This window comes from Rhizobium sp. CRRU65 (genome assembly GCF_048551595.1).
Taxonomy (GTDB): domain Bacteria; phylum Pseudomonadota; class Alphaproteobacteria; order Rhizobiales; family Rhizobiaceae; genus Rhizobium; species Rhizobium leguminosarum_J.
Genome location: NZ_JBLYZH010000015.1, coordinates 101,278 through 128,117 on the forward strand (window position 1 = coordinate 101,278; position 26,840 = coordinate 128,117).

General features: G+C 60.8%; 26 protein-coding genes and 1 pseudogene. 12 read left to right on the forward strand and 15 right to left on the reverse strand.

Translation table 11 applies throughout. The annotated features are described in order from the left end of the window. Positions 1-96 precede the first annotated feature (96 nt). Positions 97-591: a peptide deformylase gene (locus ACM5SV_RS26485; protein ID WP_222017198.1), complete on the reverse strand. Its 495-nt coding sequence runs from the start codon at positions 589-591 to the stop codon at positions 97-99. Between the two features lie 241 nt (positions 592-832). Here ACM5SV_RS26485 and mgtE point away from each other — a divergent pair, with 241 nt between their 5' ends. Together mgtE and ACM5SV_RS26495 are read left to right on the forward strand one after the other, a co-directional pair. After that, entirely contained in the window at positions 833-2,248 is a 1,416-nt protein-coding gene (gene mgtE / locus ACM5SV_RS26490; protein WP_012757567.1) for a magnesium transporter, read from the forward strand. A 64-nt stretch (positions 2,249-2,312) separates the two neighbouring features. Beyond that, positions 2,313-2,705 carry a MerR family transcriptional regulator gene (locus ACM5SV_RS26495; protein WP_011652104.1) on the forward strand — a complete coding sequence of 131 codons (393 nt, stop codon included), beginning with the start codon at positions 2,313-2,315 and terminating at the stop codon, positions 2,703-2,705. A 24-nt stretch (positions 2,706-2,729) separates the two neighbouring features. Here ACM5SV_RS26495 and ACM5SV_RS26500 read toward each other — a convergent pair whose 3' ends face one another. The 3 genes from ACM5SV_RS26500 to rpiB all read right to left on the reverse strand — a co-directional run bounded on the left by ACM5SV_RS26500 (position 2,730) and on the right by rpiB (position 5,169). Continuing rightward, a complete protein-coding gene (locus ACM5SV_RS26500) occupies positions 2,730-3,719 on the reverse strand; it encodes a heparan-alpha-glucosaminide N-acetyltransferase (RefSeq protein ID WP_113545042.1) in 990 nt (329 codons plus the stop codon). Continuing rightward, complete coding sequence (locus tag ACM5SV_RS26505; protein ID WP_012757565.1) at positions 3,719-4,483, reverse strand: DUF599 domain-containing protein; 765 nt, start codon at positions 4,481-4,483, stop codon at positions 3,719-3,721. Before ACM5SV_RS26505 ends, ACM5SV_RS26500 begins: the two co-directional genes overlap by 1 nt. 236 nt (positions 4,484-4,719) lie before the next feature. Then, complete coding sequence (gene rpiB / locus ACM5SV_RS26510) at positions 4,720-5,169, reverse strand: ribose 5-phosphate isomerase B (RefSeq protein ID WP_012757564.1); 450 nt, start codon at positions 5,167-5,169, stop codon at positions 4,720-4,722. A gap of 219 nt (positions 5,170-5,388) precedes the next feature. On the opposite strand from rpiB, the gene ACM5SV_RS26515 reads away from it, so the two are divergent. After that, entirely contained in the window at positions 5,389-6,588 is a 1,200-nt protein-coding gene (locus ACM5SV_RS26515) for an acyltransferase family protein (RefSeq protein ID WP_221970183.1), read from the forward strand. A gap of 1 nt (position 6,589) precedes the next feature. On the opposite strand, the gene ACM5SV_RS26520 is transcribed toward ACM5SV_RS26515, so the two are convergent. Beyond that, the gene (locus ACM5SV_RS26520; protein ID WP_128439313.1) at positions 6,590-7,027 is read right to left on the reverse strand and encodes a VOC family protein; all 438 of its coding nucleotides are present in this window, start codon (positions 7,025-7,027) and stop codon (positions 6,590-6,592) included. A 353-nt stretch (positions 7,028-7,380) separates the two neighbouring features. On the opposite strand from ACM5SV_RS26520, the gene ACM5SV_RS26525 reads away from it, so the two are divergent. Both ACM5SV_RS26525 and ACM5SV_RS26530 read left to right on the forward strand, forming a co-directional pair. After that, positions 7,381-8,784: an L-serine ammonia-lyase gene (locus ACM5SV_RS26525; RefSeq protein WP_012757561.1), complete on the forward strand. Its 1,404-nt coding sequence runs from the start codon at positions 7,381-7,383 to the stop codon at positions 8,782-8,784. Positions 8,785-8,845: 61 nt separating this feature from the next. After that, the gene (locus tag ACM5SV_RS26530; protein WP_221970232.1) at positions 8,846-9,283 is read left to right on the forward strand and encodes a DUF1489 family protein; all 438 of its coding nucleotides are present in this window, start codon (positions 8,846-8,848) and stop codon (positions 9,281-9,283) included. Positions 9,284-9,373: 90 nt separating this feature from the next. On the opposite strand, the gene ACM5SV_RS26535 is transcribed toward ACM5SV_RS26530, so the two are convergent. From ACM5SV_RS26535 to ACM5SV_RS26565, 7 genes and pseudogenes are all read right to left on the reverse strand, one after another. Then, a complete protein-coding gene (locus tag ACM5SV_RS26535; RefSeq protein ID WP_222017197.1) occupies positions 9,374-9,649 on the reverse strand; it encodes a hypothetical protein in 276 nt (91 codons plus the stop codon). Between the two features lie 113 nt (positions 9,650-9,762). Further along, positions 9,763-11,337 (reverse strand): D-alanyl-D-alanine carboxypeptidase, encoded by a 1,575-nt coding sequence (locus ACM5SV_RS26540; RefSeq protein WP_017994146.1) that lies wholly within the window; start codon positions 11,335-11,337, stop codon positions 9,763-9,765. A gap of 134 nt (positions 11,338-11,471) precedes the next feature. Further along, on the reverse strand, positions 11,472-12,257 hold the full coding sequence (locus tag ACM5SV_RS26545; RefSeq protein WP_221974203.1) for a hypothetical protein: 786 nt from the start codon (positions 12,255-12,257) through the stop codon (positions 11,472-11,474). Between the two features lie 304 nt (positions 12,258-12,561). Continuing rightward, positions 12,562-13,167: a transglutaminase-like cysteine peptidase gene (locus ACM5SV_RS26550; protein WP_011652094.1), complete on the reverse strand. Its 606-nt coding sequence runs from the start codon at positions 13,165-13,167 to the stop codon at positions 12,562-12,564. Between the two features lie 375 nt (positions 13,168-13,542). Next, positions 13,543-14,488: pseudogene (gene pip, locus ACM5SV_RS26555) on the reverse strand (prolyl aminopeptidase). A gap of 377 nt (positions 14,489-14,865) precedes the next feature. Next, positions 14,866-15,477, reverse strand: a complete 612-nt coding sequence (locus ACM5SV_RS26560) for a PilZ domain-containing protein (protein WP_012757556.1) — start codon at positions 15,475-15,477, stop codon at positions 14,866-14,868. A 124-nt stretch (positions 15,478-15,601) separates the two neighbouring features. Beyond that, positions 15,602-16,249 carry a PAS domain-containing protein gene (locus tag ACM5SV_RS26565; protein WP_222017195.1) on the reverse strand — a complete coding sequence of 216 codons (648 nt, stop codon included), beginning with the start codon at positions 16,247-16,249 and terminating at the stop codon, positions 15,602-15,604. Between the two features lie 264 nt (positions 16,250-16,513). Between ACM5SV_RS26565 and ACM5SV_RS26570 the strand changes: the two genes are divergently transcribed. Next, complete coding sequence (locus ACM5SV_RS26570; protein ID WP_012757554.1) at positions 16,514-17,305, forward strand: rhomboid family intramembrane serine protease; 792 nt, start codon at positions 16,514-16,516, stop codon at positions 17,303-17,305. A 93-nt stretch (positions 17,306-17,398) separates the two neighbouring features. Then, positions 17,399-17,833 carry a CBS domain-containing protein gene (locus tag ACM5SV_RS26575; protein ID WP_011652090.1) on the forward strand — a complete coding sequence of 145 codons (435 nt, stop codon included), beginning with the start codon at positions 17,399-17,401 and terminating at the stop codon, positions 17,831-17,833. Positions 17,834-17,902: 69 nt separating this feature from the next. On the opposite strand, the gene ACM5SV_RS26580 is transcribed toward ACM5SV_RS26575, so the two are convergent. The 3 genes from ACM5SV_RS26580 to folE all read right to left on the reverse strand — a co-directional run bounded on the left by ACM5SV_RS26580 (position 17,903) and on the right by folE (position 20,069). Continuing rightward, positions 17,903-18,865 (reverse strand): patatin-like phospholipase family protein, encoded by a 963-nt coding sequence (locus ACM5SV_RS26580; protein ID WP_012757553.1) that lies wholly within the window; start codon positions 18,863-18,865, stop codon positions 17,903-17,905. Positions 18,866-18,976: 111 nt separating this feature from the next. Next, positions 18,977-19,429 (reverse strand): phosphoribosyl-AMP cyclohydrolase, encoded by a 453-nt coding sequence (gene hisI / locus ACM5SV_RS26585; RefSeq protein WP_012757552.1) that lies wholly within the window; start codon positions 19,427-19,429, stop codon positions 18,977-18,979. 25 nt (positions 19,430-19,454) lie between these two features. Next, complete coding sequence (gene folE / locus ACM5SV_RS26590) at positions 19,455-20,069, reverse strand: GTP cyclohydrolase I FolE (protein WP_012757551.1); 615 nt, start codon at positions 20,067-20,069, stop codon at positions 19,455-19,457. A gap of 306 nt (positions 20,070-20,375) precedes the next feature. Between folE and ACM5SV_RS26595 the strand changes: the two genes are divergently transcribed. The 5 genes from ACM5SV_RS26595 to thrS all read left to right on the forward strand — a co-directional run bounded on the left by ACM5SV_RS26595 (position 20,376) and on the right by thrS (position 26,619). Continuing rightward, the gene (locus ACM5SV_RS26595; protein ID WP_017994140.1) at positions 20,376-20,822 is read left to right on the forward strand and encodes an iron-sulfur cluster assembly scaffold protein; all 447 of its coding nucleotides are present in this window, start codon (positions 20,376-20,378) and stop codon (positions 20,820-20,822) included. 5 nt (positions 20,823-20,827) lie between these two features. After that, positions 20,828-21,232, forward strand: coding sequence for a membrane protein insertion efficiency factor YidD (gene yidD, locus ACM5SV_RS26600; protein WP_012757549.1), 405 nt, complete (start codon positions 20,828-20,830; stop codon positions 21,230-21,232). A 5-nt stretch (positions 21,233-21,237) separates the two neighbouring features. Further along, positions 21,238-21,765 (forward strand): DUF1697 domain-containing protein, encoded by a 528-nt coding sequence (locus ACM5SV_RS26605; RefSeq protein ID WP_012757548.1) that lies wholly within the window; start codon positions 21,238-21,240, stop codon positions 21,763-21,765. A 106-nt stretch (positions 21,766-21,871) separates the two neighbouring features. Further along, complete coding sequence (locus ACM5SV_RS26610) at positions 21,872-24,481, forward strand: tetratricopeptide repeat protein (protein ID WP_260690389.1); 2,610 nt, start codon at positions 21,872-21,874, stop codon at positions 24,479-24,481. Between the two features lie 152 nt (positions 24,482-24,633). Continuing rightward, entirely contained in the window at positions 24,634-26,619 is a 1,986-nt protein-coding gene (gene thrS / locus ACM5SV_RS26615) for a threonine--tRNA ligase (protein WP_105006084.1), read from the forward strand. Positions 26,620-26,840: the final 221 nt, after the last annotated feature.

Genomic DNA, 26,840 nt, shown 5'->3' on the forward strand with positions numbered 1-26,840 from the left:
TGCATTTGCTCCTTGTTTCTCTGCTGGAAACGCCGGCGGCGGCGAATGGTTCGGTGTGGACGGCGATTTGTCAGCCGTGATTGTCAGTCCTGATTGTCAGCCTTGGGCCTTCTCCCATTTCTTCACGAGACGGTCGCGCTTCAGCCGCGAGAGGCGCTGCAGCCAGAATATGCCGTCGAGCTGGTCGACTTCGTGCTGGACGCAGATGGCGAGGAAATCTTCGGCACCGTCCTCGTGCACGGCGCCCTCGGCATCCTGATAGCGGAAGCGGATCGCCCGAGGGCGCGTGACCTCGTCGGTCGCGCCGGGCATCGAGACGCTGCCTTCGACATGGCTCATCGTCTCCTGCGAAAACCAGGTGATATGAGGGTTGACGTAGAGGCGCACGCCGTCGGCCTTGTCGAGCTCCAACACCGTGACACAGCTGAAGACGCCGATATGGGCGGCGGTGATGCCGACGCCGGGGGCTGCGCGCATCGTCGCCAGCAGGTCGCCGGCAAGGGCTGTAAGCGAGGAATCGAAGGCTGTCACCGGCGCGCAGACAGTCTTCAGGCCCGGATGCGGATAGCGCAGAATCGGACGGATGGGCATGGGGAAGGTTTCCTCTGCTTGGACGGGGGAGGAAACTATCGCCGGCCGCGGGCATTGTCATCACGAAGCACGTTTGCCGCTTTACGACACGGATGCTTTGGGCTAGCAGGAGCCAAGAATTCCGGCTGCGGGAGCCTCGCGCCGGATTCGCTTATCCGCTTGTTGATAATGTGTTTTCGGCCGACATTTGCGAATGCGGCGCGGCAGTCGTTGAAATTCGAACCAGATGCGAGGGCGGCAGATGACGACGACCGATGGGGAAGACCGCATTCGCAGGCGTCCCGATGACGAGGAAGCCGATATCTACGACGAGGACGGCAATGTCCGCGGCGATTTCCTGGCGCTCGTGGGTGCTGCGATCGCCGACCGCGACACACTGTTCCTGCGCCAGAACGTTGCCCGCCTGCATGAATCCGAAATAGGCGACCTGCTGGAATCGATCCAGCCGGATCAGCGCCTGGCGCTGGTGCGCCTGCTCGGCGACGATTTCGACATGACGGCGCTGACCGAGGTCGACGAGGCGATCCGCCGCGAAATCGTCGACCAGATGCCGAACGCGCAGATCGCCGCGGCGATCGGCGAGCTCGATTCGGACGATGCCGTCTACATTCTCGAAGACCTCGACAAGGAGGACCGGGAAGAGATCCTCGCCCAGCTGCCGTTCACCGAGCGGGTGCGGCTGCGCCGGGCGCTGGACTATCCCGAAAGTTCGGCCGGGCGCCGCATGCAGACGGAATTCGTCGCCGTGCCGCCGTTCTGGACGGTCGGCCAGACGATCGACTACATGCGCGACGAAGAGGATCTGCCCTATTCCTTCTCGCAGATCTTCGTCATCGATCCGACCTTCAAGCTGCTCGGCGCCGTCGATCTCGACCAGATCCTGCGCACCAAGCGGCAGACGAAGATCGAGCAGATCATGCGTGAGACCAACCATCCGGTTCCGGCCGAGATGGACCAGGAGGAGGCGGCCCAGCTCTTCGAGCAGTACGATCTTCTCTCGGCCGCCGTCGTCGACGAGAACGGCCGGCTGGTCGGCGTGCTGACCATCGACGACGTCGTCGACGTCATCCATGAGGAGGCGGACGAGGACATCAAGCGCCTCGGCGGCGTCGGCGACGAAGAGCTGTCGGACAATGTGCTTTCGACGGTGCGTTCGCGCTTCCTGTGGCTTTTGATCAATCTCGGCACGGCGATGCTGTCGGCAAGCGTCATCGGGCTGTTCGACGGCTCGATCGAGAAGATGATCGCGCTCGCCGTGCTGATGCCGATCGTCGCCTCGATGGGCGGCAATGCCGGCACGCAGACGATGACGGTGACGGTGCGCGCGCTCGCCACCCGCGATCTCGACATCTACAATGCCGGCCGCATCATCCGCAGGGAGGCGGGCGTCGGCATCCTCAACGGCATCGTCTTCGCGACGATCATGGGCGCGATCGCCGGGACCTGGTTCCACGACTACCAGCTCGGCGGGGTGATTGCGGCGGCGATGGTCATCAACCTGATGGCAGCCGCTCTTGCCGGCATCCTTCTGCCGCTGTTGCTCGACAAGATGGGCGCCGACCCGGCGATCGCTTCGTCGGTCTTCGTCACGACGGTGACGGACTGTACCGGCTTCTTCGCCTTTCTTGGTATCGCCACTTGGTGGTTCGGCATCTGAACCGCCCAAAAATTGACTATTACGTAAAAGTCAATATTATCGTCTGTCCGACGACGGGGAACACATGCCGGTGAACAAATATTATAGCATAACGGAACTGACGCGCGAATTCGGGGTCTCGACGCGCACGCTCCGCTTCTACGAAGACGAGGGACTGATCCATCCGGAGCGGCGCGGGCGTACCCGTCTGTTCCGGCAAGCCGACCGTCGCCTCATCGGGGAAATCCTGCGCGGCCGGCGCATCGGTTTCACCATCGCAGAGATCCGTGAGATCATCCAGGTCTACAAGGAGCCGCCGGGCGAACTCGGCCAGCTGAAGCTCCTGATGAAGCGCGTCGACGAGAAGCGCGACGACCTGCGCCAGAAGCGCAAGGATATCGACGACACGCTGGCGGAACTCGACGCTATCGAAGAGACCTGCCTCGGCCGCCTCGCCGAAATCGGGGTCACCACCTGATCACGCGCCGTATTGTCGGCGAACTCATTCAGCCTCGGCGCTGCATTCGGCAGCGATCGTCTGGACCCGCTCGTCGTTCTGTATATCGATCGCGCCCTCCTGCAGCGGCGTGAACAGGGCTTGCGCCTGCAATTTCCCCAGCGTGCACTGGCAGAAGCTGTGGCAGAGCGCTTCGCCTTGCTGCATGACGCAAGAGGCGTTGCATTGCCTTAGGTAAGTCGCGACCGGATCAGGCGCCTGCGGCGGGAGGACGAGGGAAATCCCGTAGGCGATGGCGATCAACACCGGCTGGTGGATGAGATAAAAAGCAAGGCTGTGGCGGCCAAGCTTTGCCAGCCACCAGGAGCCGGTGCCGACGGCGGCAAGCCGGTGCAGCAGCCTGGTTCTGATGGCGATCGAGGCGATACTCAATCCAGCGAAGAAGGGCGTTGCCCAAGGAAACAGCGGCACGTAGTCGTTGGAGCGCTCCGGCGTCACCGCAAGGCCGATCCAGGCGAGATATCGGGGATCGAAGAAGGATGAGCGAAGCAGGCCGGGTGGTCCGAAATTATCGGTTATCCAGGCGGCAAGGAGCGCGAGCGTGGCGATGAGCGTGAAGGCGAGCGGCAATCTCAAAAAAACGACGCCGATGAGCGTGAGCACCGCGATGCAGTGCAGGATGCCGAAATAGATCCACTCGTTTGGCATGGCGATGCGCGTGGCGATCGAGATCACCGCGGCTGCCGCGGCAATCATGCCGAAGCGCTTCCAGAAGGATGGCCAGCGAATCTCAGGCTTGCTCGACAGCACCAGGCTGACGCCGACGATGAAGAGAAAGGTGGTGGCGATCGCCCGGGCATAGATCTTCAGCCAGCCTGTCTCGGCCGTGCCCGGCGCGAGATAGCCCATGAACTCCATGTCCCAGCTGAAATGGTAGCTCGCCATGGCGATCAACGCGACGCCGCGCGCCGTATCCAATAGGCCGATGCGCGGCGGTTTTGCCGCTGCATCGGTTTCCCTTGCCGGCAATGTCATCAAAGTTCCTCCGGCAAATCACTTCCGTCGCTCGACGGCCTATCGCGGCGAATAGCAGAAAGGTGGAGATTTGATGGCGGGCCGGTATCCATGATCGCCAGTCGCGCTTGCGAGAAAAATTGCCGGCGTGTCAGCACGAAGATGACGATCGCCGTCGTCATCATGAAGACATAAGGGTTGATGAACCAGCCGAGATAGCCGATCGACAGGAAGATCGCTCTGAGGCCCTCGTTGAAATTGCTGCCGGCAATGACATTCATGCGGATGACGCGTTCGGCGGCCCGCTCGGCGGCGATGATGTCGCGCTCGCTGTCGCGCATCATCGGGATCGAGCCGAAGAGAATGGTGCAGTAGTTGAACAGCCGATAAGACCAGCCGAATTTGAAGAAGGCGTAGCCGAAAAGCACTGCCAGTCCGCCGACTTTCATCTCGAAGACGGCATGGCCGCCATGGAGGACGAAGGGCAGATCGGCGAAGACCGCGTCGACCTTTTCCGTCGCGCCGAGCAAAGCGAAGCAACTGCCGAGCGCGAAGATCGAAGTCGAGGCGAAGAAGGCGGTGCCGTTCTGCAGGCCGGCCATGATCTGTGTGTCGATCATCTTCAGGTCGCGGCGCAGCGAATTGTAGATCCACTCCCGGCGCCGTTCGGTCATCGCGTGAGTCAGGCTGGTGCGTCCGAAGAAGGTGCGGCCGTGCAGCAGCCAGGAATAGCCCACCCAGACACAGGCAAAGAAGGCCAGAGCGATATAGTCCGCCGTCGTCATCAGTGTTCAGTCTCCGCATGAACGCGGCCATCGTGCCGCAACCCGGATTATGCCGCATGGCCGAGTTCGGCGGCTCGGCGCAGGCTTTTTGGCCATGCGGCAGTTCGGCATAATCGAGGCGTCGGGAAACGACAAGGCTTGGTGGATCGCCGACCGCATCTTCTGGAGCTAACTGCAGCGGTCATTCGTCGCTTGGGGGTTCGGGACGGCGCCCAAAGAAGAAGAAAAGGACGGCGCTAGCCCTCCAGCGCCTCAATCATCCCCACCCGCGTCGCATGACGGCCGCCCTCGAACTGGGCGGTCAGGAACGCATCCACGATATCGAGTGCCAGCCCTTCGCCCACCACGCGCACGCCAATCGAAAGCATGTTGGCATCGTTGTGCTGGCGGATCATGCGGGCTGAGAATGTGTCGACGCAGACGCCGCAACGGATGCCCTTTACCTTGTTCGCCGCCATCATGATGCCCTGGCCGGTACCGCATAAAATGATGCCAAAGCGGCAATCGCCGGAGGCGACGAGACGCGCCGCCGCTTCGCCGTGCTTGGGATAGTGTGTGCTCTCCGGCGTCGTCGGTCCGATATCGACCGCTACCCACCCCTGCGCCGCGATATGACCGGCAATAGCCTGTCGGAGCTGAATGGCGGCGTGGTCGCTGGAGAGGGCGATGCGGTTGGTAGCTGTCATGGAGAAGTGGTCCCGTTTTCCAAAGCAATTTGCCGTCTTGAGGATGCACGCTAGCGCATCGGCCCGAAAATCGGAATCGATTTTCGGAGAGCACGATGCGTCGCTCTAGCGCCACACCAGTCTAGAGGCGCACGAGCAGGGCGCCGCGTTAACCGCTTGTAAAGTCGTGATGGCCAATTGTTCAGGACTGAACCTCAACTCCGAATTCAAAAGTGACCCATGAGTCGGCCGGATTACATCCCGAGTCTTGATGGCCTGCGCGGTGTCGCTGCGCTTCTGGTCGTTGGAGCCCATATTGGCCTTATCTTTCCGATCACAGCGCCGCATCTCGTGACGATGGGCGACGAAGCCGTCGGTTTGTTTTTTGCTCTCAGCGGCTTCCTGATGGCTCATCTCTACGGCTCACGGCCGGTCACGAGAGACAACGTCCTGGATTTTCTTGTCAGCCGCTTTGCCCGCATCTATCCGGTTTACCTAGCGGCTGTCGTTCTCGTAGCGATGCTGTCGATCATGCAAAATCTGGATTTTGTTCAGCCGATCGTTAGCGGCACGGATTTTGTCCGTCATATCGTCCTTCTCGGCTCGAGTGGTGTTTTCTGGTCGATACCACCCGAGATCCAGTTCTATCTGCTCTTTCCCGTCCTGTGGCTTTGCTTGGCCCAGCCGCGCCGCTATAGCGGCATGATTGTGGGCCTCACCGTGGTCGTCGTCGTGGATGGCCTGGTTGAATTGCCAGGCCCGGGAATCCTGCTCGTCTCGAAGCTCCCCTACTTTCTTTTCGGCGCACTGGCCGGAATGATGCATTCCCACTGGAACAGCTGGATTCCATCCGCCCTCACAGGCATTTCAACGCTTTTTCTCCTGGCGGTGTTTTTCGTTTACCGGCATATCTTGCCCGGTTTTTCCCCTGAATTTTGGGGCCTGCAAAGTGCGGTGGCCGCAGCCGTGATTGTCGCGCTCGTCGCTCGACAGCCTCCCATCGCAGCCCGTGTCCTGGCAACTGCACCAATGCGGTTTTTCGGAAAGATCAGTTTTTCACTTTACCTTTTCCATGTCCCCATCATGTTCCTGGCGCGTCTGACTTTTGATGCCATGATGCCCGAACCGGCGCTCATCGTGGTGACGCTTTGCATTGCGGTCGTTGGGGCATGGTTCATCCATGAGACGATAGAGGTTCCAGGCCGGCGGCTGCTGGTCCTGATATGGCAGGATAATCGCTGGCGTCTGGTTTCGCGCGAAACTCCGGCTGACCAAATGGACCGCGCGATCCTCGACCTGCAAGAAATCGAAAAGCGCCTGCTGAGCGGCGCAACGTCAACCACCGCCGATCAACGACAAATCTCGACGACGCCCGAACCCCGGGATGGAGCCGACGGCACGGTCATTCAAGATGATCGCGACGAGAAGCTTCGCGCATAGCTCAGCCAAGTTCTTGGGCGAGTCCGATGAGAAGCCCTCCAGGCCCGCGGATGTAGCAGAGCCGATAGGTGTCTTGATAGTCCACGACTTCGCCGACGAGCTGCGCGCCGCGCTTGCGGAGCCTCTCAAGCGTCTCATCGATGTCATCAAGGGTGAACATGACGCGGAGGTAGCCTAGAGCGTTCACCGGGGCATTGCGGTGATCTGCGACGGCAGGCGGCCTGAGGAAGCGGGAGAGCTCGAGCCGGCTGTGGCCATCAGGCGTGCGCATCATGGCAATCTCGACGTGCTGATCGCCCAGTCCAGTGACACGCCCCGCCCATTCTCCTTCGATCGCAGCCCGCCCTTCGAGCTCGAGGCCGAGCTCGCGAAAGAAATCAATCGTCTCGTCGAGGTCATCGACGACGATTCCTACGTTGTCCATCCGTTTGAGCGGCATGTGTCCAATCTCCCAATCTACAAGGTGTCGTCTAGCATCGACGTCAGCAGGACATTGGGAGCCGGAGCAGACTGTCAAGATAAGGCAACCAGTTCTTCCTCCGCATAGCCTTCATTGAATGCAGCAATGATTGGTAAGACGGGCCGTTTGGTTTAGCGCATGATCCCGAAAATCGGATTCGATTTTCGGACGGGATTATGCGCAAGCTCAAAGTGCTGGAGCGTCCTATTGGACGGGTGGCGCTCCAGCGTGCAGTGCGAATGTCGCACCGGCTCCATGCGATGTCGGTGCGCCGCACGGATTCGAAACCGGCCTCGCTTAAGCTTGCATCCTCATCTTCAGAAGGCGCACCCATGTTTCTCTCGGTATTCGATGTCTTCAAGATTGGTGTCGGGCCGTCGAGCTCACACACGATGGGTCCGATGTCGGCGGCCAAACGGTTTCTCGAGCTGATCCTCTCGAACGAATGGCCGCGCCCGTCATCGGGCGCGCAGGTCACAGCCATCAAGGTCAGCCTGCACGGCTCGCTCGCCCATACCGGTATCGGCCACGGCACGGGCAGGGCTGTCATTCTCGGGCTGATGGGCGAAGCGCCCGACAGCGTCGATCCCGACAAGATGGACGGCATTGTCGACACGGTGGAGCGCACGGGCCGCATCACGCCGGAGGGCCATCCCGGCTATCAGTTCCAGCCGAAAACCGACTTGATCTTCGACAAGAAACAGCCGCTGCCCGGCCATGCCAACGGCATGGTCTTTTCCGCTTATGACAAAGACGGCCGGCTGCTCGTCAAGCGCATCTATTATTCGGTCGGCGGCGGCTTCGTCGTCACCGACACCGAGCTGGAGCAGATGCGGGCGAAGAAGAACGCGCCCGGCGGCACACGCGTGCCCTATCCCTTCTCCACCGCCAAGCAGATGCTCGAGATGGCGGAGCGCTCCGGGCTGTCGATCGCCCAGATGAAGCGGGCGAACGAGGAGAGCCAGCGCAGCCAAGAGGAGCTCGACCAGGGGCTCGACCGTATCTGGGAGGCAATGCGCTCCTGCATCGAGCGTGGTCTCAAGGTCGAGGGCATCATGCCCGGCGGCCTCAACGTCAAGCGCCGCGCCCGCAGGATTCACGACAAGCTGGAGGAGGAGTGGCGCAGCAACCGCGTCAACCCGCTGCTCGCCAATGACTGGCTGAGCGTCTATGCGATGGCGGTCAACGAGGAGAATGCAGCCGGTGGGCGCGTCGTCACGGCACCGACCAATGGTGCTGCCGGTGTCATCCCGGCGACGATCCGCTACTACGAGCATTTCCACGAGGACTGGGACCAGAACGGCATCCGCGACTATCTGCTGACGGCCGCCGCCATCGGTGGCATCATCAAGCATAATGCCTCGATCTCGGGCGCCGAGGTCGGCTGTCAGGGCGAGGTTGGCTCGGCGGCGGCGATGGCGGCCGCGGGCCTTGCCGCCGTCATGGGCGGTACGCCGGAGCAGATCGAGAACGCCGCCGAAATCGCGCTCGAACATCATCTCGGCATGACCTGCGATCCGATCGCCGGATTGGTGCAGGTTCCCTGCATCGAGCGCAATGCGCTCGGCGCTGTCAAGGCGGTCACTGCGGCTTCGCTCGCCATCAAGGGCGACGGCCAGCATTTCGTGCCGCTCGACGCCTGTATCGAGACGATGCGCCAGACCGGCCACGACATGAGCGAGAAATACAAGGAGACCTCGACCGGAGGTCTTGCGGTCAACGTCGTTGAATGCTGAGTTTGTGGACGCTTGAAGCTTGGTGCTTGACGCTCGCTGCCAAAAGGATTTCAACGGCAGCATGGCATTGCATCTCATCAAACTCTGCGTCGGCGCCGACTCGATAGACGATCTGCGCGAATGGGTGGCGGAACGCTCGCTGCGCGCCATCGCCGCTGGCCTTGAGCCGCATTCGGTGCACACGACGCGCATGGCGCCGAAACGTATGGCAGAGCTGCTTGACGGCGGTTCGCTCTACTGGGTGATCAAGGGGCAGGTGCAGGCGAGGCAGAAGCTGCTCGACATCGAGACCTTCACCGACGGCGAGGGCATCTCGCGCTGCCGCCTGATGCTTGGCCCTGAGGTTATCGAGACGGCTGTGCAGCCGAAGCGTCCCTTCCAGGGCTGGCGTTATTACACTGAGGACGATGTGCCGCGCGACCTGACAAGCCTTGGTGCCGGCATTGTTGAAATGCCGGCGGATCTTCGCCGCGAGCTTACGGACCTTGGTCTGCTCTAATCCCCGAAAATCGGAGCCGATTTCCGGAAAGGTTTATGCGTGAATTGAAGGTGACAGCGTGCCCCCTTCGGGCACGCGGTACTCTGCAGTTCAGCGCAGGCGCAACTGCACCGGCACACTGCCGTCCGGCGAGGTCACATGCAGATGGATACGGGCTTCGGGCTGGGAATAGCGCCAGGCGCGGGCACCGTGGCACAGCAGCAGATTGATGAGATCGCGGGTCTTCGGAGACTTCGCCTTCGGCCGTTGCAGGCCGATCTCGGCGAGGCGCAAAGCCGCCTCGTGCAGCGGATGCAGAGATGAGCGCCCCTTGGCCGCCATGCGGCGGTCTGAAGGCATTCCCGGAACATTCTCATTGATCGCCATTGTTTTCCCCGTACGCAATACTGATCGAGTTCAAGAACGGTAGCCGGAAACGCAAACACCGATTCCGGCCGTCACCGATACCGCCAACCATCTTGCAGGCAGCATCGAATAGCTCATTGGGCAGCCGCCCAGCACTTGATGCCGGCCTTCTTCAAGGCCTTGCAGGCGTTGACGGCATCGCGCTGATCGTCGAAGCCGCCAAAGCGGGCGCGGTAAAGCTGGTCACCACCAGCGGCATAGGCAACCGCGAAGGGCTTCGCCGAGGCCAGCGCCTTGCCGCCCTTGCTCTTGGCGCTTTCCAGAAGATCCATGGCCATCTGCCGGTTCGGCGAGACGCCGACCTGCACCACCCAGCCGGTCGGACCGTTGCTGGTTGAAGCGGCACGAGTCGGGGAGGGAGTGGTCGAGGCGGTGGTGACGTTATCGACCGACGTGTCGCCCTGTTCCGGCGGCATATAGGCGGGTGCCGGCGTCGGCACGGCGACCGATGCCTGCTGCTTGAAGGCCATCGTCTTGACTTTGGTCGGCGCCGGCATCGGCTGGGCTACCAGCGGATTGTCGGATTTCGGCGCAGCAGTCTCGGCATAGGCGACCTCGGTCTCGGCGACCTGATAACGCGCATCCGGCAGTGGACCCTTGTGCGGCAGGCTGAGATCGGCAGCGGCGGCTGAAACCGGCGGCTGCGCTGCGGTGATCGTCTTTGCGACCTGCTGCTGGGCCTTCTTCGGCTGGACCGGAGCGGGTGTCTCGATCATCGCCGGGGCAGGGGCTGCCTGGGCGATCAGCGCCGACGATCCGCCGCGGCTCGATGCCTTCGGCAGGTAACTGGCGATCAGATTGCGCATCTGGGCATCGCGAGCAGGCGTCGAGGCGCCGCCGAGCACGACACCGACGATCGACTTGCCGTCGACCTGCACCGAGCTCACCAGATTGAAACCGGCAGCCCGCGTGTAACCGGTCTTGATGCCGTCGACGCCGCGCACCGAACCGACCAGGCGGTTGTGGCTGCGGATCGTGCGGCTGCCGAACTTGAAGGCGCGCGTGGAGAAATAGCCGTAATATTGCGGGAAATGCTGGCGAAGGGCGATGCCGAGGCGGGCCTGATCGCGCGCCGTCGTCATCTGCGCCGTATTCGGCAGGCCGTTGGCATTGCGATAGGTGGTGCGCGTCATGCCGAGCGCATGCGCCTTGGCGGTCATCAGTTGGGCGAAGCGATCCTCGCTGCCGCCGCCCAGCATTTCGCCGAGCGCGGTCGCCGCGTCATTGGCCGACAGGGTGACGAGACCGAGAATGCCCTGCTCAACGGTAATCGTGCCGCCGGCGCGCACACCGAGTTTGGTCGGTGCCTGGGCTGCCGCATGGGCGGAGAAGGGGACCGGCGTATCGAGACGGATGCGACCCTGCTCCAATGCCTCGAAGGTCATATAGAGGGTCATCATCTTGGTCAGGGAGGCGGGGTATTGCAGCCGGTCGGCATTCTCGCTGTAGAGAACGTTGCCGGTCTTGGCGTCGACGACGATGCCCGCATATTTCGGATTTGCCGCTTCCGCGTCGGCATTCACCGAGTCGACCAGGACGATCGTGACGGCCACCGAAAGGATCGCCAGCAGCCTTGCGAAAAAGCTGCCGGATCGGGACGATGATACGGAGGAGACTGACCTTGACACTATTCCACTCTTCGCTTGCATTTCAGATATTTGGCATTTCAGAATTTGGCAGGAACCGCACACCTCCCGCCGCGCAGCTCGTCTGCTAAAACTACCGGTTGGGCGTTACCAATCCGTTTATGATGAATCGTTTATTTCGCTGTCCGTGGAGCATTTTAGAGACCTGTCGCAGAACGGTTCACAAGACGCGCGTCTACAAAGGTGCGGATAGCGGCATCAATGTGTTCCCAGTCGTCGAGATGGCTGCTCGAAAAACGATAGAGAACACTGAGATCCCTGCCGACTTTGATATCGCGCTGACAATCTCCGCCCGCCGCCTTATCCGGAGCTGACGGCAATATGCAGCGCACGACGTAATCCGGCCCGCCCTTGACGGGCGCCGTCAGCAGCACCTCATCGCCGTAACCCGCATCGGCGCGAAGACGATGCAGCGTCAGCCCGTCGCGAAACGGCTCGGCCGGGCCTTCGAGCAGATGCGAATAGATCGGCTCCAGCCGCCCGGACATGTCGCGCGACATGGTGCTCTGGGTGATCTGCAGGAAGATCAGCCCGGAGGATTGGGCGATATCGTCGAATCGAAGGTGATTTTCCTTGCCGTAACCCTGCATCTCCGGCCAGGCGAGGTAGAGATCGACGCGCTCGGCGGCGCCGTCATGCCTTTGGCTTGGGAAGCGGATGGCGTTCTCGGGGAATTTTACGGTGTCGCGGCCGATGGCCAGCTGAATTTCAACCGTGCTGTCGGTATTTCCGGCAAGCGAGATATGCCGGCCGAACCAACGGCCGCCGATGCTGATAGCAACAGTCAGGACCGCCAGGGCGGCGATCACCGCCATCGTGCGGAGGAGAAACCCCATGGAAAGAAGCGGCTGCTCGTCGGGTGCGCTGTGCGCGGCATGGCTCATGGCGGTTCTTCGCGTTTCGGTCCGCCGCAGGAAGAACATGAGCCGCCGGTCCGATGATGATTCTCATCGCCATGATCGGACCGGCAGGGTTAACAATTCACTAAGGTGCTAAACCCCGTCGCGCAAAACTATGCAGCGGTTTGCGATAACGACATGCGTAAAAACAAAGACTTGAAGCGCAGGAGCGCAGCTTGAGATCGCGAAGCGCTTTCGTAAGGGAAGTCTCGGAAAGGGGCGAGCCGTTCCCGGGACAGCGGGAACGGCTCTTGGGCACCGGTCGGGGACGGGATGCGGGGACTGACCGGGCCGCAGGCTGCAGCCGGCATTGGCCGGCAGGCTGTTCTTACTTGACGCTACCGACCGCGACAGCGCGGCCGTCCTGAAGCTTCGACCAGCGGGCAGGATCGTCGGCGGACTGGCGCTTCAGATAGGTGTATTCGGTATCCGACCACAGCAGCACCTTGTTGCGCATGTTGTCGAGAATGAAGTCGCCGTGATCGGTACGAACAGTCAGCACGGCATGGCCTTCGCCATTCGGCTGCAGCACGACGGTGATCAGCGTGTCGGACGGCGAGAAACCGTCGTCGATCAGCATCTTGCGCTTCAGCAGGGCGTAATCCTCGCAGTCGCCGACGGTGCGCGGATAGGCCCAGCGCTCCTCGACACCGTAGATCTGCTCATCGGTCATCGGCTGGATCGTCGAATTGACGGTGTAGTTGACCTTGAGAATTTCCTTCCAGCGATCCTCGGTGAGGATGGCCGGTCCGGCATCGCCGCCGACTTCAACACATTCCGTCGGATTCGCCTTGCAGAATTCGTAGTGTCCGATCGGCGGGCTGGCATTGCCTGCCAGGGCCATGCTGGCGGGCATCGCCTGTCCCGAACCCGCCATTGCCATCATGATCGCACCAGCCAGAAGGCCGCCTTTCAGGATATTCGCAGTTGTCATTGCCGTCTCCCCGTAAGTTGAGGTGACAATGGCACAGACGTTTTTATCTCACGGAAAATTACGCAATAGAATTAAATGCTTAGTTGATTCAAATACCGATAAACCTTGGCTAAAAACAGATTCGAATACGCATAAAATTCGATGCGGATTTGTCTCGAATTCGATTAAAATTGTAATCCAGGCAACAAGGCTTTCGCCCGTGAAAAGGTTGCGTTGCCGTCCTCATGTTAAGGATTTTCGTTGAGCCGGGTAAATTCCGCCGGCCGATAAGCGATCTGCGGCGGCGTGCCGCCGGTCGACGATGCCGCCGGAAACGACCGATTCGGCCGGTTCGAAAGCAGAATATCGCTCAGATCGCCGATGTAGGCGGGAAAATTATTTTTGAGGAAAATCGCGAAATCGATCGGTGGCAGTCACAATCGCCGCGCTCATATCCGGATTTGCGATGGAATGGGCAGCATGCGGAAGGATGCTGAGCTCGCTTTGCGGCCAGGCGCGGGCGAGTTCCCAAGCCGTGACGAGCGGCGCCTCGATGTCGAACCTTCCCTGCAGCAGAATACCGGGAATGCCGGTAAGCCGCGCGGCGTTTTTCACAAGCTGGCCGTCCTCCAACCATGCGCCATTGCTGCAGTAGTGGGTGATGATGCGGGCGCGCGTCAGCAAATAGGCCGGATCGGCCCAGCGGCGCGGCCGGCCTTGGGGATCGGCGAGCAGGATCGAGGCCGCCTCCCAATCATGCCAGTCGCGCGCCGCCTTGAGGCGCGTTTCCGGGTCCGGATCGTTAATGAGACGATGATAGGCGGCGACCATGTCCTCGTCCCGTCCCTGGCTGCCAGGAGGAACAGCCTGGCGGAAACGATGCCACTCTTCCGGAAAGAGCGGCGCCATGCCGCGATGGAGCCAGTCGATTTCCGAGCGCCGGGTGGTGGTCACGCCTGACAGGACGATCGCGGCGACACACTCCGGATGGGTTTCAGCATAGGCCAGCGCCAGCGTCGAACCCCAGGAATTGCCGAAAAGGAGCCAGGTATCGATGCCCGGACGGCCCCTCAGCCGCTCGATATCGGCAACGAGATGCCAGGTGGTGTTGAGGGAGAGATCGGTTTCGGGATCGCTCGGCAGGCTGCGGCCACAATTGCGCTGATCGAACAGAATGATTCGGTAGGCGTCCGCGGTCGTACAGCCGGAACCAGGGCCGCCATGAAGCACCAGCGCCGGGCGGCCCGCCGGATTGCCGCAGGCCTCCCAATAGATCAGTGCCGTCGCCCGTATCGAGCATGCCATGATCATAGGGTTCGATTTCGGGATAAAGAGCTGACATGGGCGCGTCTCTCGAGTTGAGGCGGGGCCTTATCCGTTATATCCGTGACGAAGGGAAGACCGGCGAGGGCGGGGCACTCCGGGACGCAACAGCACTGCTCAATTTTGGGCGACCTGATTGGGTGCCGATTGGTGTCGCAGCTTGTTCCCCTCATAATAGTATCTACCGACTGAGTGGACCGACTTGCGACAGGATTTCGCGCTTGTTTTCCAAAGCCAGATTCGTTGCCGCTTGCAAAGCTCTTGCCTTGAAGTGCGGCTTGTCAACACGACCTGACCGGGTGCGCACCGGACTTGGCAATCGCGTTCGATGGAAGTCCGTCGAGAATTTGCACCCGCCACGGAATCCCCGGCAGGCAACGCCATTTTCAGCAGCTGTTAAAGGAATTCGCGCAGCGTCTCGCGGGACTGGATCGACAGGAATTCGATTGCCACGCCTTCGACGAAGTGGCGCACGACGCGCCCACGCATGTTGCCGAGGCGCACAGCCGTTCCGATCGAAGGGCGCATTTCGACGTCGACGGCGGCGCCCGACAGCGAAAGGTCCATGATGCGGCAGGAATAAAGCGTGCCGTCCTCCAGCGTCAGATCGGTCTTCGTGTCGCGTGGCGTCAGACGGTCGTGGCGGCGATCCTCGGGCAGGCCGAGTTCGTGTTTGTTGGCAAGCCAGGTGAGCTGGGCCGCGAGTTTCTCGCGCTTCCGGTCGGTGGCATTGATCGACATGGTGAAGCCGCGGCCATCGATCGTCTGGACATAGCCTTCGACGCGGCCGAGATGGTCAATATAAGCGACGACGCGTTCGTTGGCGCGCGGCCGGCCGAGGCAGGTGACGTACATATCGCCAGGCGACATGTCGATCACCATGCATTCGAATTCTTCGTAGTTCGCAAGCATCAGCCGGCCCTGCATATTGATGGGCACGCGCTGGAATACGCCCTGTTCAGGGCGCGGCGCAGGTCGTTGCGTCTGAGCTGGCTGGAACGAGTGCATCAAGGGGCTTCTTCATGAAAATCACAGAGACCGATCTTTACCCACAATCCATTAACAGAAGGTTGTTCTGCCCCACCCCGACATAGCGGAAAACGAGTATGCAAGATGTGCCGAAACGGGACCGTCAACGAGCCTCCACGCTCAGCAGCTGCGACACCATGCGGCGCATGACCTGCCCGAAATGGATGCTTTTGCCGGCGACGATCCTGTTGATGGGGCGCCGCAGTTCGGCCGGTGCTGCCTTGTCGAATTTTCCGGGCAGCAGACGGCTGCGGTCGAGCGCCAGGAATTCGAGCGGTACGATCTCCAGCCAGCTCGCGGCCGCTGCCGGCGCGATCGCGCCGAGCAGCCGGTCGCAGGCGCCGTCCGGCGAACGCAGCGGCATCATGATAATCTCGAAGGAGGCCTGATGACCGACAGTGCTGTAGCCGGTGGCGTTGAACAGGGCCGGCATGGCATGGTCCATGACACCCATCGCCGTGCGTTCGATGTCCGCGAGCTGACCATTTGCCCAGAGAGACGAAAAACGTTCGCCGCGGAGGTCACGCCCGAAGAGATCACAGATACGGGTGCCGGCGAGCCGAAAGCCGATATCTCCACCCTTGCGCGTCTCCAGAATAAAGAGACTTTGGAGAAGATGGGGGACGGCGGAGGGTTCGACCTGTGATTTCAGCGGCGCATCGGCAGCGCCGCGGATACGGTTCCAGTAGTCAAAAATTTCGACGGTCGTTTGTAGCCGCATTTCACACCAACCTGTTCCATTCCGGAGCATTTTTGGGCAGTCATTGCCCGTACAAGCTCTACCTTGCGGATTTCATGCCAAATCACGGCGGTTAAGGTTAAGAGATGGTTTCGGTTGAGATGCGATGCCCGTCGTGAGACTGTCCTGCCATCGCTTCGACTTTCGAAGTTCAGCACAACCTGCCCGGGCCGAGGTCTTTTCCTGGAGCTCCCGGTATGCCGTCCGACCCTTCGGACGGCTTTTTTTTTGACAATCGCTCCTGTATGGCTGTGGCCTCAACGAGGCGAAACACAGATGAATGAGCAGACGGCCGAGCCGCACAAGGCGCCCGAACCTCCCGAGGTCCAGCCGCCGGCACGGCCACCGCGCGAACCGGTCTTCAACCTCCCACCGGCACTGTTCTTCAGTCTTTGCCTGCTTGGTGTCATTTATGCAGTGCAGGAACTCCTGCTCTCCGACGATGCGCTGAACTGGCTGTTCTTCACCTTCGGCTTCGTTCCCGCCCGCTATGTGATTCCGCTGTCGCAGCAGGGGCCGGAGCTGTTCTGGACACCCGTCACCTATTCGCTGCTGCACGGCAGCGTCCAGCATATCCTCTTTAACGCCTTCTGGCTGATGGCCTTCGGCGCGCCGGTCGTGCGCCGCATCGGGACGCTGCGTTTCGCGCTCTTCTGGCTTTTTTCCGCCGTCGCGTCCGCCGCCCTGCACGCGGTCCTGAACTGGGGGGACGTGTCATTGCTGATCGGCGCGTCGGGCGTGATCTCCGGGCTGATGGGCGCCGCCTGCCGATTCGCCTTTCCGGCCGAACGGCGACCGATGGCGCCTGCGCATCTCAATCCCCGGCTTTCCATCGTCGAGGCGCTGAAGAGCCGCACCGTAATCATCTTCATGCTGCTCTGGCTGGTCGGCAACGCGCTGATCGCTGTCGGCATCCCGCTCGTCGGCGACAGCGACCAGGCGATTGCCTGGGATGCGCATATCGGCGGATTTGTCTTCGGCTTCTTGCTGTTTTCGTTGTTCGACCGGGCGCCGCGCCCGCCGGTGATGGAACCTGACGGAACCGAGAAGGATATGTTGCAATCCTGAGCCGAGCAGTGCACGATCGACCTATATCCGTGCCGGGGGGAGAAACCGCCGCGGATGCCTGTGACAAGTGTTTCACGGACATAGGAGGTTCGAATGACCAGTTCAGTCAAAGCAATCCTCGACCTGAAGGGCAGGGACGTCGTCACCGCCGGGCCGAACACCACCGTCGCCGAGGCGGCGGCCATCCTCAGTAAGAAGAAGATCGGCGCCATCGTCGTCGTCGGCATGGAGAACCGAATTTCGGGGATGTTCACCGAGCGCGATCTCGTGCATGCGATCGCCAAACACGGTAAGGAAGGCCTCGACCACTCGCTGGCCCAGGTCATGACCGCGAAGGTCTATCGCTGCCATGAGGAAACGACCGTCAACGAGTTGATGGAGCTGATGACCAGCCGTCGTTTCCGTCACGTGCCGGTGGAAAGCAACGGCAAGCTTGCCGGCATCATCTCGATCGGCGACGTGGTGAAATCGCGTATCGCCGAAGTCGAGCGTGAGGCCGAGGAAATCAAGGCCTATATCGCCGGCTGAGGTTTTCGCCGACCGTGCTTGAGCGATGTCGTTGCCGCAAAAGCGCTGCAGGCTTTTGGACGACGTGCATCAGGGGTTGCTTGCATAGACTTCCTGCATGCGCTTGATCTCGGGGAGCCGGGCTCTGGCTTCCTCGTAGCCGCGTTCGATCGCCTCGCCAGCCCGGTGGAATTCGGAAAGGCCGATATAGCTGAGCCGCGGCTGCAGCGAAATATCCGGTGGGTCGCCGGCAAGGCGGGCGCGGGCGATCCTGTCCTGGATAATGTTGAAGGCCTGCACCATGACGCCGGTCATGCCGAGGCGCGCATAGGGCGCCTCTTCCTGCTTCTGCACTTCCTGCGGCGACAGGCTGGCATTGTGCCGGACGACGGCCGAGCGGCCGTAGAGATCGTAATTGAGATTGACGGCGACGACGAGCGGCTGCTCGTAGGCGCGGCAGACGGAGACGGGGACGGGATTGACCAGCGCCCCGTCGACCAGCGTGCGGTGATTGCTGCGCACCGGCTCGAAAATGCCGGGCAGGGCATAGGAGGCGCGCAGCGCCGTAATCAGCGAACCATTGGCAATCCAGACTTCATGACCGGTATTGACCTCGGCCGCGACCGCCACGAACGGCCGGTCGAGATCCTCGACGTTCAGGCCCTCGAGATGTTCCTGCATGCGCTTGGTCAGCCGCATGCCGCCGAACAGGCCGCTGCCGCCGATCGTCAGGTCGAGCAGACTTGCGATGCGGCGCATCGTCAGCGAGCGCGCGAAACTTTCGAGTTCATCGAGTTTGCCGGCGAGATAGCAGCCGCCGACCAGAGCGCCGATCGAGGTGCCGGCAATCATGCCGATCTCGACCTTTGCCTCGTCGAGGGCGCGCAGCACGCCGATATGAGCCCAGCCGCGGGCAGCGCCGCCGCCGAGAGCCAGAGCGATCTTGATTTTCTTGAGGGGCGAGGGAGGCGGGATCGTCTCGAGCGTAGTCGACATGCCGGAACCGGCACCTTCGCCTTCAGAGCTTTGACGATGCAAACTCCAGCTCAGCATGGCCTTCTCCCCTCCCAACACTTGGTTCCGATAGTCTGCCCGATCAGTTTCCAAATGGTATATAGAGACGGTTTCTGGCGCAATAAGGGGCAAATGCCCGGGAGGTACAGCCTATTTTCCGTAAACGTCCGCGGGATCGAATTGGCGCTCGTCGTCAACGATATCGAGCATCGGCTTTCCATCTCGGAGCGTGATCGTCCGGTAGAAGCAGGAGCGGCGGCCGGTGTGACAGGTGGCGTCGTGGCCGGCGACCTCGACCTTCAGCCAGATGGCGTCCTGATCGCAATCGGTGCGGATTTCCTTCACCGTCTGGAGATTGCCCGAGGTCTCGCCCTTCTTCCAGAGCTTGCCGCGCGAACGGCTGAAATAATGCGCCGTGCCGGTCTGGATGGTCAGCGCCAGCGCTTGGGCATTCATGTGCGCCACCATCAGCAACTCGCCGTCGCCGGCGTCGGTCACGATGGCGGTGATCAGGCCGCGGTCGTCGAAACGCGGCGTGAAATCGCCGGCGTCTTCCAACGCCGACTTGTCCTCGGATGGTTGATTGAAGATCAGTTGACTCATCGCGGCCCTCCTGAGGGAGCCGGTATCAGCGGCTCCGCACCATGGTCATGAAACGGGCCTGATCGGCCGGCTCGGTCTTGAACGTTCCCGTAAAGGTGGTCGTCAACGTGGTCGAGCCCTGCTTCTGAACGCCGCGCATCGCCATGCACATGTGTTCGGCCTCGATCAACACGGCGACACCGCGCGGATTCAGCGTATCGTCGATTGCCCGGGCGATCTGGGCGGTCATCGTTTCCTGCGTCTGCAGGCGACGGCCATAGATCTCGACGACACGGGCAATCTTCGACAGGCCGAGCACACGGCCATCAGGCATGTAGGCAACGTGGGCCTTGCCGATGATCGGCACCATGTGGTGTTCGCAATGCGAGTAAAACGGAATGTCCTTGACGAGGACCATGTCGTCGTAACCGGCAACCTCCTCGAAGGTGCGGCCGAGCACGTCTTCCGCCGCCATGTCGTAACCGGAAAAAAGCTCGCGGTACGATTTGACGACGCGGGCCGGCGTTTCGAGCAGACCTTCACGCGCCGGGTTGTCACCGGCCCAGCGCAGCAGGACGCGAACGGCTTCCTCCGCCTCCTGCTGGGAGGGGCGATCCGAGTCGCGGTTCGTCTGCGGAAAATTCTTTACGATGGCGTCCATGAACAATGGTCTCCTGGTCCGCACCGCGGACCCATCTGTCGGAATCGCCACTGGTCAATCCCATGCGGGAATTCATGCACCTTTGGCAGGCTCCGGGGCTTTCAGGGCAGTTCAGCCCGTCCGGCACGGTTTCCCAATCAAACTTACACGAGGCCATTGCATTTTAATGGCCTTCGAACGACATACATATAGGAAGACGGCCATCGTATGTAAGTATCCTCACACGACACGGTGTGTTTTTTGTTTTGATGACAATAACGCCCCCACAGAGGCCGATCCGCAGTGATTTTGGAGCGGAAATCCAGCATGGACGATATCTACAACAGCAAAATCCTCGAATTCGCCGGCAATATTCCATTGACCGGCGCGCTTGATGATGCCGATGCAAGCGCCCAGGCCTATTCCAAGCTCTGCGGCTCAAAGGTGCGGATCTGGCTGAAGATGGATGGCGACACCGTGACCGGCTTTGCCCATGACGTAAAGGCCTGCGCGCTCGGCCAGGCCTCGTCTTCGATCATGGCCCGCCATGTCGTCGGTGCCACATCGGACGAATTGCGCCAGGCCCGCCAGGACATGCTCGCCATGTTGAAGGCGGACGGGGCGGGGCCCCATGGACGATTCGAAGACATGCGCTATCTGCTACCGGTGCGGGACTACAAGGCCCGCCATGCCTCGACGATGCTGACCTTCGATGCGGTTGTCGATGCGATCGGGCAGATCGAGGCAAAACGGGCGGAAATTGTCGAGGCGTAACTGACATGTGCGAGTTCTGCGCTCGGCAGGCTGACGATGAGGACGACGGCGGTGCCGCCGGTTCAGCAAAGCCGCGTGAAAAGGCGGCACTCACTTCCCGCAATTATACCGGCCCGTTCCGCAAGTCTCCCGACCGCCTGCTCGGCATGGGGCTGATCCGCCTCTACCAGCTGACGCTTTCCGGCTTTATCGGCAATTCCTGCCGGCATATCCCGACTTGCTCCGAATATGGCTACGAGTCGATCGCCCGCCACGGCCTCTGGGCCGGCGGCTGGATGACACTGTTTCGCGTCGGCCGCTGCGGCCCCGGCGGCACCAGCGGCCTCGACCAGGTGCCGGAGATGCTCGGCGACAGCTTCCGCTGGTGGAGCCCTTGGCGCTATCTCGCCCTCGGACGCAAGAGAGGGTGACCGCCATGAGCACCTTCATAGCCCTTCTGCACAGCATTGTCCTGACGCCCGACCGCCGCGTCATCATGCAGGATTTGCGCGCCCTTGCCGAAGAGCTCGGTTATCGCGAGCCGCGCACGCTGGTTTCCACAGGCAATCTCGTCTTCGAGGCCGACGAAATGCGGCCGCACGAACTCGAGGTCACGTTGGAAGAGGCCTTTGAAGAAAAATTCGGCAAACATGTCGACATTATCGTGCGCAGCGACTGCACTTGGATGGCGCTTTGCAGCACCAATCCCTTCAAGGACGGCAAGGGCGACCAGGTGATCGTCCGGGTGATGCGCCTGCCGGTCGACCCGAAGAAGGTGGAGGCGCTGAAACCGCTGATGACGGAGGGGCAGCGCATCGCCGTCGTCGGCGGCGATCTCTGGATCGATTTCGGAGGCAAGCCGAGCCAATCCAAGCTGCTTTCGGCCCTGACGACGAAGCGGATCGGCGTCGGTACGATGCGCAACTGGAACACCGTGTGCGGCCTGACTGAAATGCTATTCTAGATGCAAGGAGAACACGCCTTCAAAGGTTTTCATTTACCGAAGGAAAAATGTACTTGCAGTTGAATAAGTGGCGGATATCACTGTATTTCCAGTCCTAGTTTTCGAAATGTCGTCACTAATGAAGCTCTTCTATCTCGCGACCGCCTCACTTTTTCTCGTCATCTCCATTGCCAATTCTCCCGCAATTGCTGCAAGCGCAGATGACCCCACATCAGAAGCCAAGTGCCGCCATCTGGCGCGTGATGGCCTAGATATCGACAATCTCGCTTATTGGCGGAATGCGCTTACCGCTTGCGAAGTCTATTTGCAGGCAGAACCAGGCTCCATCGACGCCCGCTATTTTTCGCTCGCCAGCAAATTCAAACTTCAGCAATTCGAGCCGGCACTTGCCGGATTCGAGGAGTTGGCGGCCCAGGGACACGCACCCTCCATGGATTACCTGGCGGAGGCAGCTGCTTACGGCCTCGGGCGTGAGCGCGATCTCAATGCCGCGCTGTCCTGGCTGAGAAAGGCAAGAGCAACAAACGATCCGCGCTCCGCCGAATATCTCGGAGAGATGTACATGTTGGGCTGGGGCGTTGCGCAGGACTTTGTCATGGCGCGCTCCTATTTCGAACTTGCAGATCGGCTAGGCTATATTCCTGCCAAGAGATCACTTGCTTGGATGTACCTGGACGGGATTGGTGTTCCCGTTAACGCAGAGCGGGGTTTTGCACTGCTTTCAGCCGCAGCAGAACAGGGCCATGAGAGAGCGACAACGGACATCGCATTCCTTTACACGAAAGGCATTGGAACGGAGAAGAACGCCAGCCGCGCCGTTGCCATGCTGGACGACCTGGTGCGGAAAGGTTCCGCCGATGGGATGAGGACGCTTGCTCGATACTATCTGAGAGATGGGGACAAGACGCAGAGAAAGACGGCGCTCGATCTCCTTGAGAAAGCAGTGGCACTTGGCGACGGCAATGCGATGAGGACGCTGGCAGACGTCTACGTGGCGGGCAGGGAGACGAAGCGTGACTTCGCAAAGGCCGAGAGCCTGCTGGATCAGGCAATTGCGCAAGACATACTCGCTGCCTATCGTAGCAAGGCTTTGCTTTTATTGAAGATGCCCGATCCGCGCTATGACCAGGCCATGTACTGGATGAAGGAAGCTGCCTCTCGTGGGAATGCCCGTGCCATGGCAGATGTGGGCGCCATGTATGAGCAAGGCAAAGGTGTGCCGGTAGACGAGAGCGAAGCCCGCATCTGGTATGGAAAATCTGCCGAACTCGGAGATTCCAGCGGCGCCCGACGTTTCGGTCAATCGCTCTATAGGGGAACGGGTGGTCCTCGCGACGTCGAAAACGGCGTGAAATGGCTGGAGAAATCTGCGGCCGCCGGCGATACAGACGCCATGCGGGTGCTTGCCCATGGTTATGAAAATGGCGGCGGCCTTCCCAAGGATGTGGTCAAAGCTTTCGAATGGTTCCAGAAGGCGGCGGAGGCAGGAGATACCGACGCATTTCTCGAAGTTGCGGACCGCACCTATGACGGTTCGGGTACGACTGCCGACGCCCAAAAATCCTTTGTCTGGTATCTCAAGGCCGCCGAAAATGGTTCGGCCAAGGCCCAGTATTGTGTTGGGCTTTTGTATGAAAGAGGGGAGGGTACGACTCAGGATTCGAGAGAAGCCGTACACTGGTTCAAGGCCGCCGCAGAGAACGGATACATCGACGCCTTCGCCGAGCTTGGCCAAATGTACGCCAATGATGCCAATCTGCCGCGGGACGACGGCAAGTCGATCGACTATCTGGAAAAGGGCGCCGCCGCCGGTAACGTCACGGCGATGGTGCTGCTCGGCATCAAATATGAAGATGGCGATGGTGTCGCCCGCGACTATGCGAAAGCGATCGAGTGGTACGAAGCGGCGGCGAACAAGAAATCTGCTGACGCGATGTACAGGCTCGGGACGCTCTATCGAGGAGCGGATGGAAGCCAGAAAGATTTCGGCAAAGCTCTGGAATGGCTGACGAAGGCCGGGGCCCATGGCAATGCGAAAGCGCAATACGCCCTGGGCGATATCTACGAATACGGGCAGGGCGTGCCCATTGATCGCTCCAAGGCGCTCAGCTGGTTCATGATGGCGGCCCTCAAGCAATATCCTGAAGCGATGAACGCCGTCGGCTACTACTACCAGAATGGCATCGGCACCAAAGAGGACCAGACCATCGCCCGCAACTGGTTTCAGAAGGCGGCCGATGCGGGATCTGCGGCCGGCGCTCTTAATCTTGCGTGGTATTACGAGAACGGCAAAGATCAAGATCAGGCTATCGCATTCCAATATTATAAGAAATCCGCCGAGCTGAATTCGGCCGGCGGCATGTTCGCGCTCGGGCGTTTCTACGACGATGGCCTCGGAATTGCTGTCAACCGGCAAGAAGCCATCAAGTGGTATCTGCGGGCGATGGACACTGGCTACAATAGAGCCGCCTATCGGCTGGCCTATGCCTATGATGCGACCTTCAGTTCGGATAATGCAGCCGAAAACATCCTTCTGGCAATGCGGCAGGGAGACCGGCAGATTGCCGATGAGCTGAAGGCGTTTTCGCCTTTCACCCGCACGGCACTGAAAAGAAGCCTCTTGCGACGCGGCCTTTACGATGGGCCGCTGGACGATGAGATCGACCAGCCCTTGAAGTCGGCACTCAAGAATTACACAATGACCTATGGGGGATAGACGCACGACCTCGCTTCGGTGCCGGATTGTCCCGCTTCATCTTTACTCAGACAGGAAATCTGGCTATCAGGCGGCTGCGCATTCAGCTCCGCGGAGGCGCGTTTCAGTCAACCACCCGCATTCGTTGGCGGGACTGGACAAGGAGAATTTCGATGTCCCAAGCTATTTCCCTGACATTTCCCGATGGTTCCGTGCGCGGCTATGATGCCGGCGCAACCGGCCGGGATGTCGCTGAATCCATTTCCAAGTCGCTGGCCAAGAAGGCGGTCGCCGTTGCGATCGACGGCACCGTGCGCGACCTTTCCGATCCCGTGACGACCGGCAGGATCGAGATCATCACCCGCAATGACGACCGCGCGCTCGAACTCATCCGCCATGACGCGGCGCATGTCATGGCCGAAGCGGTGCAGGAACTCTGGCCCGGTACCCAGGTGACGATCGGCCCGGTCATCGAAAACGGCTTCTATTACGACTTCGCCAAGAACGAGCCCTTCACACTCGACGATCTGCCGAAAATCGAAAAGAAGATGAAGGAGATCATCGCCCGCAACGCCGCCTTCACCAAGCAGGTCTGGTCGCGCGACAAGGCGAAACAGGTCTTCGCCGACAAGGGCGAGCAGTACAAGGTCGAACTCGTCGACGCGATCCCGGAAGGGCAGGATCTCAAGATCTACTATCAGGGCGACTGGTTCGACCTCTGCCGCGGCCCGCACATGGCCTCGACCGGCCAGATCGGCAGCGCCTTCAAACTGCTGAAGGTGGCCGGCGCCTATTGGCGCGGCGACAGCAACAATCCGATGCTGAGCCGCATCTACGGTACGGCCTTCGCCGAGCAGTCGGAGCTCGACAACTATCTGCATATGCTTGCCGAAGCCGAAAAGCGCGATCATCGCCGGCTCGGCCGCGAGATGGATCTCTTCCATTTCCAGGAAGAGGGTCCCGGCGTCGTCTTCTGGCACGGCAAGGGCTGGCGCGTATTCCAGACGCTGGTCGCCTACATGCGCCGCCGGCTTGCCGGCGACTATCAGGAAGTCAACGCGCCGCAGGTGCTCGACAAGTCACTGTGGGAAACCTCCGGTCATTGGGGCTGGTATCGCGACAACATGTTCAAGGTAACGGTTGCCGGCGACGACACCGATGACGACCGCGTCTTCGCGCTGAAGCCGATGAACTGCCCCGGACATATCCAGATCTTCAAGCACGGGCTGAAATCCTACCGCGAGCTGCCGATCCGGCTTGCCGAATTCGGCAATGTCCACCGTTACGAACCGTCGGGCGCGCTGCACGGGCTGATGCGCGTGCGCGGCTTCACGCAGGACGATGCGCACATCTTCTGCACCGACGAGCAGATGGCCGCCGAATGCCTGAAAATCAACGACCTGATCCTTTCGGTTTACAAGGATTTCGGCTTCGATGAAGTCACCATCAAGCTCTCGACCCGGCCGGACAAGCGCGTCGGTTCGGACGATCTCTGGGACCGCGCCGAAAGCGTGATGATGGGCGTGCTGGAGACGATCCAGCAGCAGTCGAACAACATCAAGACCGGCATCTTGCCGGGCGAGGGCGCCTTCTATGGGCCGAAGTTCGAATATACGCTGAAGGATGCGATCGGTCGCGAATGGCAGTGCGGCACGACGCAGGTCGACTTCAACCTGCCGGAACGCTTCGGCGCCTTCTATATCGACAGCAACTCCGAAAAGACGCAGCCGGTGATGATCCACCGCGCCATCTGCGGCTCGATGGAGCGCTTCCTCGGCATCCTGATCGAGAACTTTGCCGGCCACATGCCGCTTTGGGTATCGCCGCTTCAGGTGGTGGTCGCAACGATCACCTCGGAAGCCGACGCCTACGGGCTTGAAGTGGCCGAGGCGTTGCGCGAGGCCGGTCTCAACGTCGAAACCGACTTCCGCAACGAGAAGATCAACTACAAGGTCCGCGAACATTCGGTCACCAAGGTTCCTGTCATCATCGTCTGCGGCAGGAAGGAGGCCGAGGAGCGCACGGTCAATATCCGCCGCCTCGGCAGCCAGGAACAGGTTTCGATGGGGCTCGACGCCGCCGTCGAGAGCCTTGCCCTCGAAGCGACACCGCCCGACATTCGTCGCAAGGCCGAAGCAAAAAAAGCCAAGGCGGCCTGAAAATCGCCGGGATTGGACAGCGCCGGATTCGGCGCTGTCGGAAATCCGATCAAGATCTGTACTAGACCACCATGATCGGGGAACGGATCACCCGACCGCAGCGCGCTTCAAAAAATTTCCCTATGCCAATGACGGAACGCGCCCGATACGCTCCCGATCTGCACAGTCGGGGCTTTTGGACCGCGATCACGAGGCTGTTTCCTCGGTGGCGCCGCCGAAGC

Excerpts from the sequence above, each read along its gene's own strand:
- ACM5SV_RS26485 (WP_222017198.1), bottom strand. The coding sequence starts at position 591 with ATGCCCATCCGTCCGATTCTGCGCTATCCGCATCCGGGCCTGAAGACT.
- mgtE (WP_012757567.1), top strand. The coding sequence starts at position 833 with ATGACGACGACCGATGGGGAAGACCGCATTCGCAGGCGTCCCGATGAC.
- ACM5SV_RS26495 (WP_011652104.1), top strand. The coding sequence starts at position 2,313 with ATGCCGGTGAACAAATATTATAGCATAACGGAACTGACGCGCGAATTC.
- ACM5SV_RS26500 (WP_113545042.1), bottom strand. The coding sequence starts at position 3,719 with ATGACATTGCCGGCAAGGGAAACCGATGCAGCGGCAAAACCGCCGCGC.
- ACM5SV_RS26505 (WP_012757565.1), bottom strand. The coding sequence starts at position 4,483 with ATGACGACGGCGGACTATATCGCTCTGGCCTTCTTTGCCTGTGTCTGG.
- rpiB (WP_012757564.1), bottom strand. The coding sequence starts at position 5,169 with ATGACAGCTACCAACCGCATCGCCCTCTCCAGCGACCACGCCGCCATT.
- ACM5SV_RS26515 (WP_221970183.1), top strand. The coding sequence starts at position 5,389 with ATGAGTCGGCCGGATTACATCCCGAGTCTTGATGGCCTGCGCGGTGTC.
- ACM5SV_RS26520 (WP_128439313.1), bottom strand. The coding sequence starts at position 7,027 with ATGCCGCTCAAACGGATGGACAACGTAGGAATCGTCGTCGATGACCTC.
- ACM5SV_RS26525 (WP_012757561.1), top strand. The coding sequence starts at position 7,381 with ATGTTTCTCTCGGTATTCGATGTCTTCAAGATTGGTGTCGGGCCGTCG.
- ACM5SV_RS26530 (WP_221970232.1), top strand. The coding sequence starts at position 8,846 with ATGGCATTGCATCTCATCAAACTCTGCGTCGGCGCCGACTCGATAGAC.
- ACM5SV_RS26535 (WP_222017197.1), bottom strand. The coding sequence starts at position 9,649 with ATGGCGATCAATGAGAATGTTCCGGGAATGCCTTCAGACCGCCGCATG.
- ACM5SV_RS26540 (WP_017994146.1), bottom strand. The coding sequence starts at position 11,337 with ATGCAAGCGAAGAGTGGAATAGTGTCAAGGTCAGTCTCCTCCGTATCA.
- ACM5SV_RS26545 (WP_221974203.1), bottom strand. The coding sequence starts at position 12,257 with ATGTTCTTCCTGCGGCGGACCGAAACGCGAAGAACCGCCATGAGCCAT.
- ACM5SV_RS26550 (WP_011652094.1), bottom strand. The coding sequence starts at position 13,167 with ATGACAACTGCGAATATCCTGAAAGGCGGCCTTCTGGCTGGTGCGATC.
- ACM5SV_RS26560 (WP_012757556.1), bottom strand. The coding sequence starts at position 15,477 with ATGCACTCGTTCCAGCCAGCTCAGACGCAACGACCTGCGCCGCGCCCT.
- ACM5SV_RS26565 (WP_222017195.1), bottom strand. The coding sequence starts at position 16,249 with ATGCTCCGGAATGGAACAGGTTGGTGTGAAATGCGGCTACAAACGACC.
- ACM5SV_RS26570 (WP_012757554.1), top strand. The coding sequence starts at position 16,514 with ATGAATGAGCAGACGGCCGAGCCGCACAAGGCGCCCGAACCTCCCGAG.
- ACM5SV_RS26575 (WP_011652090.1), top strand. The coding sequence starts at position 17,399 with ATGACCAGTTCAGTCAAAGCAATCCTCGACCTGAAGGGCAGGGACGTC.
- ACM5SV_RS26580 (WP_012757553.1), bottom strand. The coding sequence starts at position 18,865 with ATGCTGAGCTGGAGTTTGCATCGTCAAAGCTCTGAAGGCGAAGGTGCC.
- hisI (WP_012757552.1), bottom strand. The coding sequence starts at position 19,429 with ATGAGTCAACTGATCTTCAATCAACCATCCGAGGACAAGTCGGCGTTG.
- folE (WP_012757551.1), bottom strand. The coding sequence starts at position 20,069 with ATGGACGCCATCGTAAAGAATTTTCCGCAGACGAACCGCGACTCGGAT.
- ACM5SV_RS26595 (WP_017994140.1), top strand. The coding sequence starts at position 20,376 with ATGGACGATATCTACAACAGCAAAATCCTCGAATTCGCCGGCAATATT.
- yidD (WP_012757549.1), top strand. The coding sequence starts at position 20,828 with ATGTGCGAGTTCTGCGCTCGGCAGGCTGACGATGAGGACGACGGCGGT.
- ACM5SV_RS26605 (WP_012757548.1), top strand. The coding sequence starts at position 21,238 with ATGAGCACCTTCATAGCCCTTCTGCACAGCATTGTCCTGACGCCCGAC.
- ACM5SV_RS26610 (WP_260690389.1), top strand. The coding sequence starts at position 21,872 with ATGTCGTCACTAATGAAGCTCTTCTATCTCGCGACCGCCTCACTTTTT.
- thrS (WP_105006084.1), top strand. The coding sequence starts at position 24,634 with ATGTCCCAAGCTATTTCCCTGACATTTCCCGATGGTTCCGTGCGCGGC.